The organism is Stieleria sedimenti (assembly GCF_025060895.1).
Taxonomy (GTDB): Bacteria; Planctomycetota; Planctomycetia; order Pirellulales; family Pirellulaceae; genus Stieleria; species Stieleria sedimenti.
In genome coordinates this window covers 1-15,159 of sequence record NZ_JANZKV010000143.1, presented here as the reverse complement: position 1 = coordinate 15,159, position 15,159 = coordinate 1, and the positions used below count along the sequence as shown (strand labels likewise).

The following is a 15,159-nucleotide window of genomic DNA, read 5'->3' as shown; positions in this document are numbered from 1 at the left end:
TGCCATTCGGGTCAGGTACCAAAAACCAAAAACCAAATGGCCCGTTGGGTGCTTCGCATTTTTGGTACCTCACCCACATTTTCCGCGTCACGTTGAAACCTAAAAGTTGACGGAGCACTGGAAGCCGATCCCAATTGCGATCAGACTTGTGCGGAAAGCTTTTCGGGGACGTTGGCACGATGAATCAGCCGAGCGGCGCTTCCCCCGCTGTCGGCGCGTCTTGCGGCGGTATCCTCTCATCGCTTGTTCCTTCTCCTCGTTTCCCACGGATCGATCATGTCGCGCTCGAAACGGTTGCGTGTCCTGTCATGTGTCAGTTTGATGGTGTTCGTGATGCCGGTCGGGCAGCCAAGAGCCCAGGATCAGAAAACGCCCGATGCGGAACCGGCGAAAATCGCGCCGGACGATGTCGATGCTGTCGCAGATGCGGACGCGGTCGCGGCGCTCCAGCCCCTGTTCAACCAACTCATTGACGCCAAATCCACCCGGGTGACCGTCGAGTTATCCGCCGACACGATCATCGACGGAGCGGTGATCAACACCCAGACGTCGGTCTACCAGATCGCGTCCCAAATCCCCGGTCAGTTCACCATCTACTTGAAAGACGAGCAACAGCGGGTCAGGATTTTTTGTGACGGTGAAACAACGACGATCGCTCTTTCCGAAAAGGCATTCACCGTGCTGGAGAAACCGTTGGCGATGCAGCAGGCGGTTTTCGAGTTGCCGTTACCCATGGGGCCGTATCCGGAACCCATTCTCGCCCTGACCATGGCCGGCATCGACCCCACGCTGTCGTTGATGACCGGGATGAAGTCGGTCCGCTTGCTCGATCGCAATAAGTTTCGTGGCGAAACGCCCGCGATTCATTTCCAAGGCATCCAAGAGGACGATGTCAGCTGGGATCTCTGGATCACACAGGACGAGCGGCCCAAACCGTTGCGGCTGCGCGTCGATCTGACGGAGATGCTGCGAGCCAACGGCGGATTGGAATTACCGCCGGGCTATCAGTATGCGTTGCGTTTCGACTTCAAAGTCTGGCGGATTGATCATCCCAACGCGGCGTCACTGTTTCGCTACAACAAAATCGAAGGCGCCAAGGAGTACGAATCGATCGAAGCGTATTTTGATGAAGCAAAATGATCGCGCCACCGGCTGACGCCACGTGCCATCTACTTTGACGCCAAGCGGGGTGTTTTTGTTAGCGGTAGGGCGCGAGCCCTCCGGTCTTTCACGGTGTTTTTGAATCGCGACCGGACGGCTCGCGCCGTTCCGCTAACACCTTGAGAGTCAAAGTAGATGGCATTGGGCTAACGCCACGCGCCGGGATCGCTGCGTATGGGATGATCGCGCAGCGCCTCACCTGGATAATTCGATCCTTCGCAGCGCGACGTCGGCTACGAAAACGGACATCGCGATCATCAACAACCAGGGCCACAACGGCATGGGTTCGCGGGCCGTCGCGTCGATGCGTTCGGCAATCGATTCGGGCGTCGGGTCAAAGCGTCCGCCGCTGACCGTTGCGATCCGCTGCAGCGTCGACGTCGCTGTGGGTAACAACCTCAATTCATCGCTATAGCCGACCGAGATGCCTCGCGAGGACCGTTGGGTCGAACCGGATTGCCGCGTCTGTGCCAGATCCAAGTGATACGCGCCACGGCGGTCGGTCTTGATTTCCGCTTCAAAGCGTCCCGGCGCGGTTTGACGCATCGCCAACTTCTGTCGCCCCAGACCGGGATCGATCATCGTCAGTTCCGTCGTCGCGTTCTCGATGAACGCGCCGTTCTGGTCCACCGAATCAAGTGACACGAACGTCGTTTCGCCTTCCCGGCGGACATCGACGAACACGCCGCGGTTGTCATCCTTGCGCATCGCGTGGCGGATAACCTGTGCCCAAAACGCACCGAAATCGGGCCACGCCAACCATTCGCCCGCCCAACGGTTCTTGGCATCACTGGTGAACGCCACCGACATGCCCAATCCGTAACGCCACCATGCCAACAAGGGGTCGCCCGACTCGCTGGCGAGAATAAATTCCGCAGTCGGTTTCGGACGGGTCACGACATACCCAAGCAACAGCGGCGACAACTCCAGATCGATTCCCTCCAGCACCGCGGTCGGCCGCACCAGTTGAGCCGTAAAGGGCAGCTCGTTGATCGCCGACTTGCTGGCCTCCACGGTTTCCTTGGCAAACACTTGCGGCACCGCGTCGGGCGAATCACAAAAGTAGTAACGCCCGCCCCCGATCTGTGACAGTTCCTCCAACAGATCTTCACTGGCGCCTTGGCCGAGCGCGACGGTGGACAACGTGATTCGATTGGCGGACATGTCCGAGGCGGCACCCTGGAAATCACCCGGCGAGGAAACCCCGTCGGTCATCAAGATCACGTGCTTCAGTTTCGCCGTCGCCCCGCGCAGGGCGTCTAGGGCATCGACCATGCCGGGGTACATGTTGGTGCCGCCGGACGCTTCGATGGTGCTGATCGCGTCGATGATTTGACCTTTGTCGGAGGTCGAGCGGAGTTCGGAAACGGTGTAGGCCGATCCGTCGAACGCGATCACACCGATCGAATCGCGGGGCCCGAGTAATTCGACGGCCGCCCGCGCCGCGTCTTTGGCGAGTTCGATTTTCTGGCCGCCCATTGAGCCGCTTTTATCGATCACCAGCATCATCGCCAGCGATGGCTTTTCACGTTCTTTTTCGAAATTGCTGCGGACCGGCAAGATCTCTTCGACCTGGGTTCGATAGTAACCGCCCAAGCCGAACGATTGGTCGCCGCCGAGCATGACCAGGCCGCCGCCGAGCTCTTTCACGTAGATGCGGATCAAGTCCATTTGCCGCATCGACATCGCCGTCGCGGGAACGTTCGACAGGACCAAACATTCGTAGCCTTGGATTTCTGTCAGATCACTGGGGATCCCCTCGGGCGGTCGAACTTCCACGTCGATCGATTGTTCGTCCAGTGCCCAGCGCAGCGAATCGGTTTGGTCCAGATCGGGATCAACCAACAGGACACGCGGGCGTCCCTGGGCATACACGACCGTTTCGGCCGCGTTGTTGTCCAGCAGCGTGTCGTCAAACCCGCGCAGTCGCGCGGCGAAGGATTCTTGTCGCTTGCCCAAGACGGTTTGTCGGAATCGAAACGTGTTCTCGCCCTTCTTGATCTTCACCGGCTTAGGTTCTTCGTCGCCAATCTGAATGTCGCCGCGATACAGATCGATGTAGCCCTCGGTGTCACGATTGCTGCTGACGATCACTTCGACAAAGAACGGTTGCCCTTGGCGGACTTGAGTCGGCGCGTCGACGCGCGTCAATTGGACTTCGGGGTCACTGCGCGATGGCAAGGGGACGGTCCAAACGGGCACGCCGCCCTCGGCCGCTGCGGCGATCACGTCGCCGCCACCGGTCGCGTTTCCATCAGACAGTAACACGACGCGGCGGACCCGAGACGGCGGCATCGATGCGATCGCGGTGCGGACGGCCGCTTCCAGGTCAGTCCCGCGGCGAGCCGGATCGTGCTCGGCATCATCGCGCTGACGATCGTCAGCGTCTTGTCCCGGCGAGACAGCGTCAGCGGAACTGTCATCCGTGTCGGTGGACTCATCGACCGATTGGTCGCTGGATTTGTTTTCTTCGGTTTGCCCCTCGTCACCCGGCTGCAGGTTGCCGACCGCCCACTCGTCGCGCAAGCTCCTCGGCTCGCGATCGAATTCCAAGAAACGAACGTCGACATCGGCCTGCTCGGCTGCCTCGATCGCCTGGGCGAGAAACGTGTCGGTTTTCTCGCGCGCCGCCGCATCGATGCTCTCACTGCGGTCGATCGCAAACACGACCATTTGTCGATCGGTTTGTCGCATCAGCACCGGCCCGGCCAACGCCGCGGCCAACACTCCCAACACGACGATTCGCAACGCCAGCGAGACCCGTTTTTGCCAAACCGGAAAGTCGCTCAAGGAGCGGAGGTGATACCAAATCAAAAACGGCACTGCCGGAATCAACAGGTACAACCAAGTGAAATCAGACCACTGCACGGAAACGTTTCCCCGGAGCGAAGGAGGAGGTCGCGACCGTGCTAACTATAGCAGTTTTCTGACTCCGGGTTAGTCGCGGAACAGCTCGCGAATTCCGAAGGTAAAGAAAGTTCCGATTCCGAAATTCACGAGTTCTTCCTGGGGTTTGTATCGCAGGATCAGGGTGTCGCCGGGTTGAACGAGAATGTTCTCTCGTGAATTGTTCATCGCAACCTGCAAGTCGACGGCGATGTTGTAGGTCCGTCCGCAAGGGAGCTTGCGAATGATGTACAACTGTGTCGGGCTGGTGCCGCCAATGCCTTGGATCAGCCCACCACCACCACCGCCACCGCCACCGCCGCGGGCATTGGACGACGCGATTCCCTGTCCAGACAAGGCGATCGCGCCTAACACGTCAAGATCGTAATCTCGGGGCAACGGATACTGGCCGCCGCCGAGCAGCCCGCCGGTGTAAAACAGTTCGGTCTCTCGGGATTCGACCATCACGATGTCACCGGTTTGCAGCGTCACGTCGGAAGGACGGATGTGGGGCATCTGTCCCGGATAATATCGCAACGGGATCCGGATGATGAATTGCTTTTCCAGCAGTTGGTTGTCGTACGCGATGCAGTTTGAATCGGTCGCAAACACTTCGTGATCCAAGTGGAGTCCCTGTTGATGCGTTCCCCCGCCGCAAGGTTGTGCCAACAGTTGGCTCATCAGTTCGTTTCGTCGATCGGCCGGAATTTGAGAGGTCTTGTAGATCACGACTTCGTTGCGTTCATTAAATCCGGGCAATCCGCCGGATTCCATCAGCGCGTTGAGTACGTCGTTGCGTCGCTCGGGTAGATCGAGGGTATAGCCGGCTGCAGTGCCGTCGGATCCGACCGCGGTCTGTGCGTTGAAACGGATCACAGTCACCGTGTGGGACCGGCGTTGCATCAACGACACGACGGGATAGTTCACGCCCGGTGGCAGGATTTCTTCTTCCCGGTAGCGACGTGAGATTTCGTCCCGCGCCTGTTCGAGTGTCAAGCCGCTGACGTTGAACGGGGGCAACAATGGCAAGGTGACCAGCCCACTTTCTTGCACCGGAATCGGGTATCCGATCGAAGGTTTCAGGAATGATTGGTCCGACGGCATGTTGACCGGCGGGGGCGTCGGCGGGCTGTTGGGGGCCGAAAACGGAAGCACGCCATCGATATAGACGCTCAAGATGTCGCCTTCTCCCAACAAGTATTGCTCTTCGTGGGGACGGGAGAGCAAGACCACCGGAACCGGTATCTGCTCACTTTTGGGCACGCCCAGCAATTCGTCGGGCAAGTCAAAAACGGGGATCCCGGTGACCGGCGAAAGAACCGACGTGCACCCCGTGTTGATGATGGCCAGCACGGCGCAGAGGGAAAGCGACCAAAGTGCCACGAATTGACGAATGTTGCGGTCCATTTTTGGCATCCTTGCCGAAACGGGATTCTGAAGAAAATGCTGGGTCAACAACGACACGGTTTCCGGGCGGATCTGGTGTCGCTTTCAAACGTTGTGACTGCCGTTGTGCCTGGAGATGGAATCCGTTCCGCTCCAAACTCGACAGCCACTTGGTCACTGGAATTCGGTGCTTTTCAATGGGAGTTCTTCCGGTACAGGAAGCGATTGAATCTCGAGTTCCGCAGCCGGTTGTGGAACCGTTTTCGCGGCGTCTTGGGGAATCAGTTCACTCGACTCCGAAGCCTCGAACGGGATGTCGTGGACGGTGGGGGGACAGGGGCACATCGCCATCGTTAAATCAGGGTTCAACGGTGCAAGACGCCAGCGATCGACGCCCCGTACGACGGCGTCGGTATGACCGAAGCTGTATCCTTGATACCAAGGCACGGCCGCCGGGTAGGTCTGGTGAATCGCGTCCCCGCTCAACAGCCGCCGGGCAGGCACCGGCGGCGGACATTGCCCCATCCCCATCGCCGTTTCCACAAACGCCGTGATGTATCCCGCTTTGACATCATCAACGCAGGGAGACGACGCGTATTGGCTTTGGTAGTTCTGTTCCCAGACTTGACGCGCGAGTTTGTTGGCCCGCAATTTGATCGTCGTGCGTTTGGTCATCGTCCCGTAAGGCTGCCACGTGGATCGAATCGCATCGGCCACGCAGCCGGCGCTGCAGACGATCGTGACCATTGCGATCATCACACCACAGGCGATCGCCACTGAGCGCGAACCGAACCGTTTCGGGCTGACCGGAATCTGATGATGCTTCTCGTGCATTGCGTCACTCCATTGTCGCGCACTTCACTGTGACGGGGGCTCCGACCCACGTCACCACGTCCAGGGATTCACATCCTTGTTCATCCCATCGCCTTCCCCGCATCTCCGATTGTCACGTTGCATTCGTCGCGATGTGCTTTCGATGCAACCTGTGCAGGCTTACCGGTGCTCGGAAGGTTACGTGTTTGATCGGCCGATACCGGCGATGATCTGCTCGATTTCGTTGCAGCCGAACCAACCACGACAGCCCATACAAGCCGAATCCGGATTCGTTTGCGTCTGGTCCTGCAACGCCTTCAATCGAGACGACCGCAAATGTCAACCGAATCGTCACATCCCTCACCTGGCTTCCGGGTCACGTCGCTAGGCAACCACTCTGCGTTGAAACAGTGCCCACTCGGTGATCACCAAACCGGTGGCGGCAAGGATCAGATAAAACCAGGGAGAGCGTCCGGCCGGTGGCAACTCGCCCGCCGTCGTTTCGGGCAGCTCCGGTAAGCGTAAATCACTTTCGTTCGAGTCGGAAAGATTGACGGCGACCAGATTCGCGTCATCGGTGGCGACCGTTGGATCGGTTTCCGCATCCCCGGTTTCGAAATCGCTGGTTTTGGAGATGTCTTCGGTCGTCAATCGGTACACGCCGACCGATGGCAGCGGCCCCAACTTGACTTTGTTACGCTGCACCGTGACCAGCGTGCTTTCACCCGATGGTGCGATCAAGTTGGCGGTGCCCGATTCGGAATCCTCAGCCACGTCCCAGGGGACATCCGCGGTCAGCCCCGTCGCCAGCGCGGGACGGATCTCGCCGGTTTCACGGAAGAACCAATTCATCGCGTTGGTCATCAGCACCGGAAAGGCAATCCGCAGCGGCAAATCACTGGTGTCCAAATCCGAAGCGAGCAACAAGATTCGCCCCGCGCTACGTTCGATCGAGACACACACACGATCACCGCCGGCTGTTTCCAATAACGTCGTCGGCGTGCCGATCGACTCGCTGACCTCGAGATCGCGACCGCCGGCGAGAATCACGTTTTGCAACTGTACGTGACGCAGCAACGGGGACTGTTTTTCTTGTTTGGCAATGATCGGATTGTCGACCTGTTCACCGAGTCGCCACGCGGGCTGCCCGTCCGCTGCGACAACGGGCCCCGATTCGGGAATGTCGACAAACAGCACCGGGCCTTCGGGGATCGTCTCGGGAACCACGCCCGCAAACACCGTCAATCGCGCCGTGGGTTCCGAATCGACCGCATCAGTCGAGAGAATCTTGACCAACGGAATCGATTCCAGAACACGTCGCAGGTAGTACGACTCGGAGTCTTCACCGGCGACCAACTTGACCGGGATCTCGGGGCGGTTGGGTAGGATCGCGCGAGCGATGTTGTCAACCTGCAACGCGTCGTTTGATTTCAATTCACCGGTCAGCACGCCGCCGGCGCGGGAGGTGCTGTCGATCTGTTTTCGAAACGAACCCTCGGCTTCGATTTCCAGCGGAATCACATCCACCAGAGCGTCATCCAGTTTCAGCGTCAGGCGTGTTTCGGCCGGCTGGGAGGAAAAGTTATGGACTTCCACCAACAGCGAGTAGCCGATCGGATCGACGGTCGAACGCCTGACCTGGAACGTGGTGATGGCGAGGTTGTCTTGCGAGGTACCGACTTGCATCCAGCGCACGTCGTCGCCGGTCAGTGAACGCCGTTGCTCCGCCGCCGCTGCGTCCGCCGCGTCGTTGGGTTCGGGGGTGGGCTGTGCCTGTGCATCGATCAACAGGTCACGGTTGGCGACGCCGCCATCGCTAAACACCACGATCCTGCGTTTTTGATCATCGGCCGCCAAGCGTCTGGCCGCCGTGATCGCTTCGCCGATCCGAGTCGGTCCATCGGTGGGCTGGATTTCAAGCAACGCTTCTTGAACCGTCGGGGCGAAATCCGACATCCCCACCGCGACGCGGACGCTGCCGCCGGCGGTGATCAAGGCAATGTTGTCGCTCGGGCGAAGGGTTCCGGCGACGTCCGACGCCTGCTCGATCGCCTCCTGTAGTCGAGTCTTGCCCGTGGCCGGATCGACCGCCCGCATGCTGGCGGAATTGTCGACCACCAAAATCAGATCTTGCCCCGTGTCTTCCTGAGAATTCCACAACGGATCGGCGAGGGCGAACCCGAGCAGGCCGACAAAGGCCAGTTGCAGCAGCAATGAAATCCAGTGCCGCAGGTTCTGCCAAAGCGAACGTTGACGTTTCTGTTCAAAGACCTGATCCCAAAACAGCAACGTCGACACCGGTCGTCGTCTGAGCCGGGTTTTTAAGATGTAAAAGGCGATGATCGGCAACGCGGCCAACAGCCAAATCAATTTGTCTGGTGAAGCGAATGACATGCTTTACCCCACCGCCGCGGCACGCATCATTTTCAACAGCACCGCATCAAACGGAACGTCCGTTGTCGTGCGGGTGTGGGCCAAGCCGTGTGTTCGGCAATACGTTTCGACCTCTTGCACAAACGTTTCGAACAGCTGTTTGTAATGGCGAAGTTTTCGTTCGGTGACCGTCACTTTTTTCTCCGTCCCCGTTTCGCAATCGACCAGTTGCACATCGCCCAACAACTTGGGGTCTGCTTCCTGCCGTGTGTGGATTTGGATCACGTGTGGTTCGAACTGGGCGTATCGCAGCCGGTCGACGCCTTCACGGAACCCGTCTTGGTCGAACAGGTCACTGATGATGATCGCCAGACCGGTGCGTGGGGCGCGGCCGACGAATTCGCCCACCGTCCGACGCAGATCCGTTCGCTCACCGTGACAGTTTAAACCTTCTAAGAACCGAAGCACACTCAAGATCTGGTCCTTGCCTCGCACCAGCGGCATCACCACCTTGACCCCGTCCGCATAGGCGACGATCGAAACGCGGTCCAAATCGGCCAACGCAATGTAGGCCAGTGCGGCGGCGATCTGCCGGGCGAGCTTGAATTTTGGCGGGTCCGCGGCGTCCGCCGTCGCAAACGTCTCGTCGACTTCCATGCTCTGTGACGCGTCGAGCAACAGATAGACGTGCAAGTCCTCTTCTTCTTGGAACCGTTTCAACAGCAGATCGCCGTGACGGGCGTAAACATTCCAATCCAAGTATCGCAGGTCATCGCCGTGCATGTACTCGCGGTGATCGGAAAACTCGATCCCACCGCCGGTCTGCATCGTCCGCCGCTGCGCAAGCAGTTGGCCCTGGAACATCCGCTTGCTCAGCAGAGACAGGTATTCGAGTTGCTTTAAAAAATCGGAGTCGAACATGGATGTGGGTCGGGCGGCTGAATCGGCGACGTCGGCGTGTGCTGCTGTAGTTCTAGATGCTCGTTCCCAGGCTCCGCCCTACGCCGTGAACGATTTATTTCCTGTGTTTGACGAGGTTTTAGCGGCAGGGCGCAAGCCCTCCGGTTCCGCACCTTTGCTAACATACCGGAGGGCTCGCGCCCTGCCGCTAACATATCGTTCACGGCGTAAGGCTCCGCCTGGTCGACTCGTTCCCGGGCTCCTGCCTGGGAACGTGGTGTCCGCGAGGCTCCGCCTCACCATCGGCGGCTATCCCGCCAACGCCGCTTCTTGGCCGATTTTTTCCAGCAGATCGTCGATGATCTTGTCCACGACGATCCCTTCGGCCTGACCTTCAAAATTCAGCATCACCCGGTGCCTCAACACGCCGTGGGCCACCGATTTCAAGTCGTCCTTGCAAACATGGAAACGTCCGTCCAGGACGGCTTTGATTTTGGCGCACAAGATCAATGCCTGGGCACCCCGCGGGCTGCTGCCGTACCGCACGAATTGTCGCACCATCGCCGTCGCCGCTTCGTGTTCGGGGTGTGTCCCCATCACCAGCAAGATCGCATAACGGCGCACTTCATCGGCGATCGGAATCTGTCGCGACAAATCACGAAGCTGCAACACGCGTTCTCCGGAAACGACTTTGCCCGGCGGTGGGATTTCGCCGGCGGTCGTGCGATCCATGATCGTTTCCATTTCCTCGGTCGTCGGAAACGGCACCAACAGCTTCATCAGGAATCGGTCCAATTGGGCTTCTGGCAGCGGATACGTGCCTTCCATCTCCAACGGGTTCTGGGTCGCCAACACAAAGAACACGCCTTCGAGCTGGTGCGAGGTCCCCGCGACCGTCACGCTGTGTTCCTGCATCGCTTCCAACAACGCGGACTGGGTCTTCGGCGTCGCGCGGTTGATTTCATCCGCCAAGACCACGTTGGCGAACAGCGGGCCACGCTGAAACTGGAACTCTTTTTTCCCGTGGTCGCCTTCGACCAAAATATTGGTCCCGATCAAGTCGGCCGGCATCAAATCAGGCGTGAATTGGATCCGGCTGAACGGTGCCTCCAGAACTTCGCTGAGCGTCCGTACCAGCAGCGTTTTGCCCAATCCCGGGACGCCCTCGAGCAACACATGCCCGCCGGCGATCATCGAGATCAACACGCCATCGACGATCGGCTCCTGGCCGACGATTCGTTTGGCCACTTCGGTCCGTAACAGTTCAAACTCGTCACGGAATTTGCTGAGCTCGGCTCGAAACTCACCCTCGGACAACTGCATCTTGATTGTTCCGTCTCGCATGGATTCGTCGATTCGTCAGACCGATGGCGACTCAGCCATCACCCCGGTATCTAGTGATAACCATTCCCGCCACCAGATGCAAAGGAATTGGCGATTTTCGGTAGACAGATTGTCTGGAAAAAGGGTTTTGCCGTCGCCGGGGCGGAGGCGGGTTTCGGACAAACGCCTGACGTCGAAACCGTTGCATGAAAGTTGCGGTACACTGATGGCAACTGTATTTCGACCGATCGACATCTCACCGCTCAGGCAGATTTCCATGCGAGCATTCTCGTCATTGATTCTAATGTTGTTTACCCTCGCATCCGCGTTGACCGCCCAGACCCGCGACGAAATCGTTCGCAGCGACAAAGAGAAGGTCGAACGAGAGGGGTTCTGGATGTACAACGACATTCCGGGGGCATTCGAGGAAGCCAAAAGGACGGGCAAGCCGATCGTTGTCGTGTTGCGTTGTTTGCCGTGTCACGAGTGCGTCAAACTGGATGACGAGCTGGTCGATACCGATCCGGTGATCCGTCCGCTATTGGAACAATTCGTCTGTGTGCGTCAGGTCGCAACCAACGGATTGGATTTGGACTTGTTCCAGTACGACACCGATCAATCCTTCGCCGTCTTCTTTCTCGCCGCCGACAAAACGATCTATGGACGGTTCGGCACGCGTTCGCACCGCACCGAATGGATGGGCGACGTCTCGTTGAAAGGGCTCGCCAAAGCACTTCAAGGCGCGCTGGACCTGCACGCCGATCACGCCCAGGTCAAAGATGCGTTGGCAGGCAAACGCGGCCGGCCGATGGAAGTGTCGTCGCCGGAACGTTACCCGTCGCTGAAAGACAAGTTTACCGACAGCCTGAACTACGATGGCGACGTTGTGAAGAGCTGCATTCACTGCCACCAGATCGGCGATGCCCAACGCGAGTATTATTGGCACGACAGGAAACCGATTCCCGACAAGGTGCTGTGGCCGTACCCGCATCCCAAGACCGTCGGACTGATCATGGATCCCAATGAAATGGCGACGATCAAGGAAGTCGAGGACGATTCGGTCACCGCTCAAGCAGGGCTTCGCAGCGGCGACGTGATCGCAACGCTCGACGGCCAACCGATGCTCTCGATCGCCGACATCCAATGGGTGTTGCACAACGTCGATCCCGACGGTGGCGCGGTGCCGGTTGAGATCATACGCGACGGTTCAGCGGTTGACGCGCAGTTGCGATTCCCCAAGGACTGGCGCCGCGCCAGTGACTTGTCCTGGCGGGTGACGACCTGGGGGCTGCGCCGGATCGCTGCCGGTGGAATGGTTTTGGAACCGTCGACCCATTCCGATGCCGCACCCGTCAGCGATGGAAACGAATCCATGGCGTTGCACGTCAAACGAGTCGGGAAATACGGGCCCCACGGAACCGCCAAGCGAATCGGAGTTCGCGAGGGTGATGTGATCACGTCGTTCGACGGGCGAACCGACCTGTCCAGCGAACAAGACCTGTTGACGTACGTGGTCACGTCAAAGCAGCCCGGTGATCAAGTCGACGTTACGGTGTTGCGCGACGGAAAAGAGCTGTCCTACAAATTGCCGATCCAAAAGTAACATCGGCTATGCCGGCAGCCTTTCACCCAAGTGGAATCGGCTTCCGGCCTGTCATCGATTGGTGTACCGATCGAAGGTAGACAAGATCGCCTGAATAGGAAGAGGACCGCGCATGTCATCTCCCACCGGAAATCCCGTGATCACCCTCGGCGACATTCGGACGGCCCAGCAACGGATCGCCGACTACGTCGTCCGCACGCCCGTGGTCAATTGCGAAGTGATCTCCAAGCGGCTCGGCTGCGGCGTGTCCTTCAAGGCGGAAAACCTGCAGCATGTCGGCGCGTTCAAAGCACGCGGCGCCGTCAACGCGGTGATGAGTCTGAGCGATGAGGATGCCCGGCGTGGCGTCGTGACGCATTCTTCCGGGAACCATGCCGCGGCGATTGCCCGTGCGGCCGGTTTGCGAGGCATTCCGGCATTCATCGTGATGCCCGAGGACGCGTCGCCGAAGAAAATCGCGGCGGTCGAATCCTACGGCGTCGCGCCGGTCTTTTGTGGCCCGTCGACGCAGCAGCGTGAGCGGGCTGCCGCCGAGCTGCAACAGCGGACGGGTGCGATCCTGGTGCATCCCTTCGAAACGCCGGCGGTGATGGCGGGCCAAGGGACGGTCGGATTGGAGTTGCTTGAGCAGATCAGCGGGCTCGATGCCATCCTCGTACCCGTGGGCGGCGGAGGCCTGTTGGCGGGAATTCTTGTCGCCGTCAAAACGATTCGGCCGGAGGTGAAAGTGTATGCCGTCGAACCCGCCCTTGCCGATGACACCGCTCGAAGTTTGAAGGCCGGATCGCCACAACCGCCGACGCGCTATGACACCGTCGCCGACGGTCTGCGTACCCAAATCGGTGACCACACCTATCCGATCATTGAGAACTTGGTCGACGATCTGTTCCTCGTCTCGGAGGCATCCATCTTGTCGGCGATGCGCACGATCGCCGAAGACGCCCGCCTGGTCGCCGAACCGTCTGGCGCGGTCGCGTTTGCCGGACTGGTCGACAACGCCGAGCGTTTCGCCGGTCGATCCACTGCCGTGGTCATCAGCGGTGGAAACCTGAACTTCGGCGACTGCCAGCTTGGCCGAAACAATTCGGCTGAAGATTGATCTTCCGGCGGCTCGACAGTGCTTCAGCGAAACAGATCGGGCTTCGTTTCACGCAAAATCGCCAGCGTGTCAGCCCGGGTCTCGGCATCCAGGTGACGGTACGTGTCGTCTTGATTCTCGCCCTCCAAGACCGCCACCAACTGACGAATGACTTCGTCCTTGAGAGGCTTCTGCAAGGAATCGAAAGCCGGTGTATAGATCAAGTAGCTGCAGGGGTACTTGAACATCCGGGTCTTCAGATCAAAGTCGCGGAGCGATCGGCCACGACTGTCCACCGGCCCGCGTTTGCTGAATTCCTCTGCAAAAATGACCGAACCATTCACCGTGTCGGTGAGCGGTGCCTCGTTACAAAACAACGCATAATCGACGACCGGCTTGGCGATCAAGCGAAGCTGGGCATTCCATTCGGCCGCCTCATCGCTACGTTCGGCGGTTCCCTCACCGTTGTGCAAGAGCTGACGCAGCGAAAAATCCGCTTGCGTGATCGCGTTGTGCATTTGCGTCTGGTGTTCCAACACCATCAACGCAACGATGTCGCTGTACGGAGAAAGGTAGTCGTGCGTCTCAAAATCATCCCACAGGCTCAGCCGATTTCCGTTTTCGCGAGTGTCCAATTGACCCCCGCGAAGAAACGTGTTGCCCATGTGACGCATCTCGCCGTGTCTCCCGGTCACATACCATCCACCCCACCGCTGCGAAAATGGGCTAGAGTGGTCGGTGATGAAGGACTCACGCTGCGAAGCCACGCTGCCGTCGACTTCCGGATAGACGCTGCGAACCGTGTGCCCAGGGACGCCCTGTGTCATCGATGTGGCATGACAAGCCAGGCAGTCATAGTAGGCCTGCTCGACCTTGGCACGCCATGGCATCATGTCAACGGTGTAGAACGCGGTGCCCAGTTTCGGATCCGCCGTTGAGATCTCCATCAAGGAGCTGCCCCGGACCCATCCCACGTAGGTGTCATCGTTGAAATAAATCGCGCGCGGGTTACGGCGTGAGATGTAACGCACCTGCATGCTTGTCTTGGAGAACACCAGTGTTTGCGAAGATTCGGGGATCTCAAGTGCCCGCAGTAGGGACCGCAGATAGCCGGTTTCGCGTGAGTATTCCAGCTGAATCGTTTTGGCATTCAACTTGTCGACCAGCCGGCTGACCCGGTTGTCGGCGGCCGTTTGAGAGTATTCAAACGGTGGCTTTTCGATGTCGATGCTCAGGTTAATCTGGGCTCCGACAGGTGCGTGAAACAGAGCGATGCTGCACACAGCCATGGAGAGCCAACGAAGGGCATGACGCAATGGAAAGTCGCCGCTGGACATGGTGATGTCATCAAAACGTTGAGAATCGGTGGTGAGACAACCCCGCCACAATCAGTCGTCAGCTCGTCGGTCTCATCTCAATCGCTGCCCCGACGATTGAGTCACGAGGTCGCGATCGCCGCAAGGTAGAAGTGCACCGCAACATATAGATTTTAGCGTGTCCGGTTGACCCGTACAATACGGATGACCCCGGTTTAGACTGGTCGTTGAAACCACAGGCCGAACCAATTTTTTTACTTGACTTCTAGGGACCATTCGGGTGGAATGGTGTTAGTTAGGCAGAGTATTACGATTACTCG

10 protein-coding genes are annotated in these 15,159 nt (G+C 58.8%); 3 read left to right on the top strand and 7 right to left on the bottom strand.

All coding sequences use genetic code 11. From position 1 onward, the window contains the following. Positions 1 to 276 precede the first annotated feature (276 nt). Positions 277 to 1,140, top strand: coding sequence for a DUF2092 domain-containing protein (locus tag NZK35_RS17950; RefSeq protein ID WP_259633914.1), 864 nt, complete (start codon positions 277 to 279; stop codon positions 1,138 to 1,140). 216 nt (positions 1,141 to 1,356) lie between these two features. Here NZK35_RS17950 and NZK35_RS17945 read toward each other — a convergent pair whose 3' ends face one another. The 6 genes from NZK35_RS17945 to NZK35_RS17920 form a co-directional block, all read right to left on the bottom strand. Further along, the gene (locus tag NZK35_RS17945) at positions 1,357 to 4,029 is read right to left on the bottom strand and encodes a VWA domain-containing protein (protein ID WP_259633913.1); all 2,673 of its coding nucleotides are present in this window, start codon (positions 4,027 to 4,029) and stop codon (positions 1,357 to 1,359) included. Positions 4,030 to 4,098: 69 nt separating this feature from the next. Then, on the bottom strand, positions 4,099 to 5,454 hold the full coding sequence (locus NZK35_RS17940) for a polysaccharide biosynthesis/export family protein (RefSeq protein WP_259633912.1): 1,356 nt from the start codon (positions 5,452 to 5,454) through the stop codon (positions 4,099 to 4,101). A gap of 153 nt (positions 5,455 to 5,607) precedes the next feature. Then, a complete protein-coding gene (locus NZK35_RS17935) occupies positions 5,608 to 6,267 on the bottom strand; it encodes a hypothetical protein (RefSeq protein WP_259633911.1) in 660 nt (219 codons plus the stop codon). Between the two features lie 363 nt (positions 6,268 to 6,630). Then, positions 6,631 to 8,640: a vWA domain-containing protein gene (locus tag NZK35_RS17930; protein ID WP_259633910.1), complete on the bottom strand. Its 2,010-nt coding sequence runs from the start codon at positions 8,638 to 8,640 to the stop codon at positions 6,631 to 6,633. A 3-nt stretch (positions 8,641 to 8,643) separates the two neighbouring features. Continuing rightward, on the bottom strand, positions 8,644 to 9,540 hold the full coding sequence (locus NZK35_RS17925) for a DUF58 domain-containing protein (RefSeq protein WP_259633909.1): 897 nt from the start codon (positions 9,538 to 9,540) through the stop codon (positions 8,644 to 8,646). 288 nt (positions 9,541 to 9,828) lie between these two features. Next, complete coding sequence (locus NZK35_RS17920; protein WP_259633908.1) at positions 9,829 to 10,863, bottom strand: AAA family ATPase; 1,035 nt, start codon at positions 10,861 to 10,863, stop codon at positions 9,829 to 9,831. A gap of 205 nt (positions 10,864 to 11,068) precedes the next feature. On the opposite strand from NZK35_RS17920, the gene NZK35_RS17915 reads away from it, so the two are divergent. Further along, on the top strand, positions 11,069 to 12,445 hold the full coding sequence (locus tag NZK35_RS17915) for a Trx7/PDZ domain-containing (seleno)protein (RefSeq protein ID WP_259633907.1): 1,377 nt from the start codon (positions 11,069 to 11,071) through the stop codon (positions 12,443 to 12,445). Positions 12,446 to 12,557: 112 nt separating this feature from the next. Continuing rightward, entirely contained in the window at positions 12,558 to 13,544 is a 987-nt protein-coding gene (locus NZK35_RS17910) for a threonine ammonia-lyase (RefSeq protein ID WP_259633906.1), read from the top strand. 23 nt (positions 13,545 to 13,567) lie between these two features. On the opposite strand, the gene NZK35_RS17905 is transcribed toward NZK35_RS17910, so the two are convergent. Next, the gene (locus NZK35_RS17905; protein WP_259633905.1) at positions 13,568 to 14,860 is read right to left on the bottom strand and encodes a hypothetical protein; all 1,293 of its coding nucleotides are present in this window, start codon (positions 14,858 to 14,860) and stop codon (positions 13,568 to 13,570) included. Between the last annotated feature and the right edge of the window lie 299 nt (positions 14,861 to 15,159).

Excerpts from the sequence above, each read along its gene's own strand:
- NZK35_RS17950 (WP_259633914.1), top strand. The coding sequence starts at position 277 with ATGTCGCGCTCGAAACGGTTGCGTGTCCTGTCATGTGTCAGTTTGATG.
- NZK35_RS17940 (WP_259633912.1), bottom strand. The coding sequence starts at position 5,454 with ATGGACCGCAACATTCGTCAATTCGTGGCACTTTGGTCGCTTTCCCTC.
- NZK35_RS17935 (WP_259633911.1), bottom strand. The coding sequence starts at position 6,267 with ATGCACGAGAAGCATCATCAGATTCCGGTCAGCCCGAAACGGTTCGGT.
- NZK35_RS17930 (WP_259633910.1), bottom strand. The coding sequence starts at position 8,640 with ATGTCATTCGCTTCACCAGACAAATTGATTTGGCTGTTGGCCGCGTTG.
- NZK35_RS17925 (WP_259633909.1), bottom strand. The coding sequence starts at position 9,540 with ATGTTCGACTCCGATTTTTTAAAGCAACTCGAATACCTGTCTCTGCTG.
- NZK35_RS17920 (WP_259633908.1), bottom strand. The coding sequence starts at position 10,863 with ATGCGAGACGGAACAATCAAGATGCAGTTGTCCGAGGGTGAGTTTCGA.
- NZK35_RS17915 (WP_259633907.1), top strand. The coding sequence starts at position 11,069 with ATGGCAACTGTATTTCGACCGATCGACATCTCACCGCTCAGGCAGATT.
- NZK35_RS17910 (WP_259633906.1), top strand. The coding sequence starts at position 12,558 with ATGTCATCTCCCACCGGAAATCCCGTGATCACCCTCGGCGACATTCGG.
- NZK35_RS17905 (WP_259633905.1), bottom strand. The coding sequence starts at position 14,860 with ATGTCCAGCGGCGACTTTCCATTGCGTCATGCCCTTCGTTGGCTCTCC.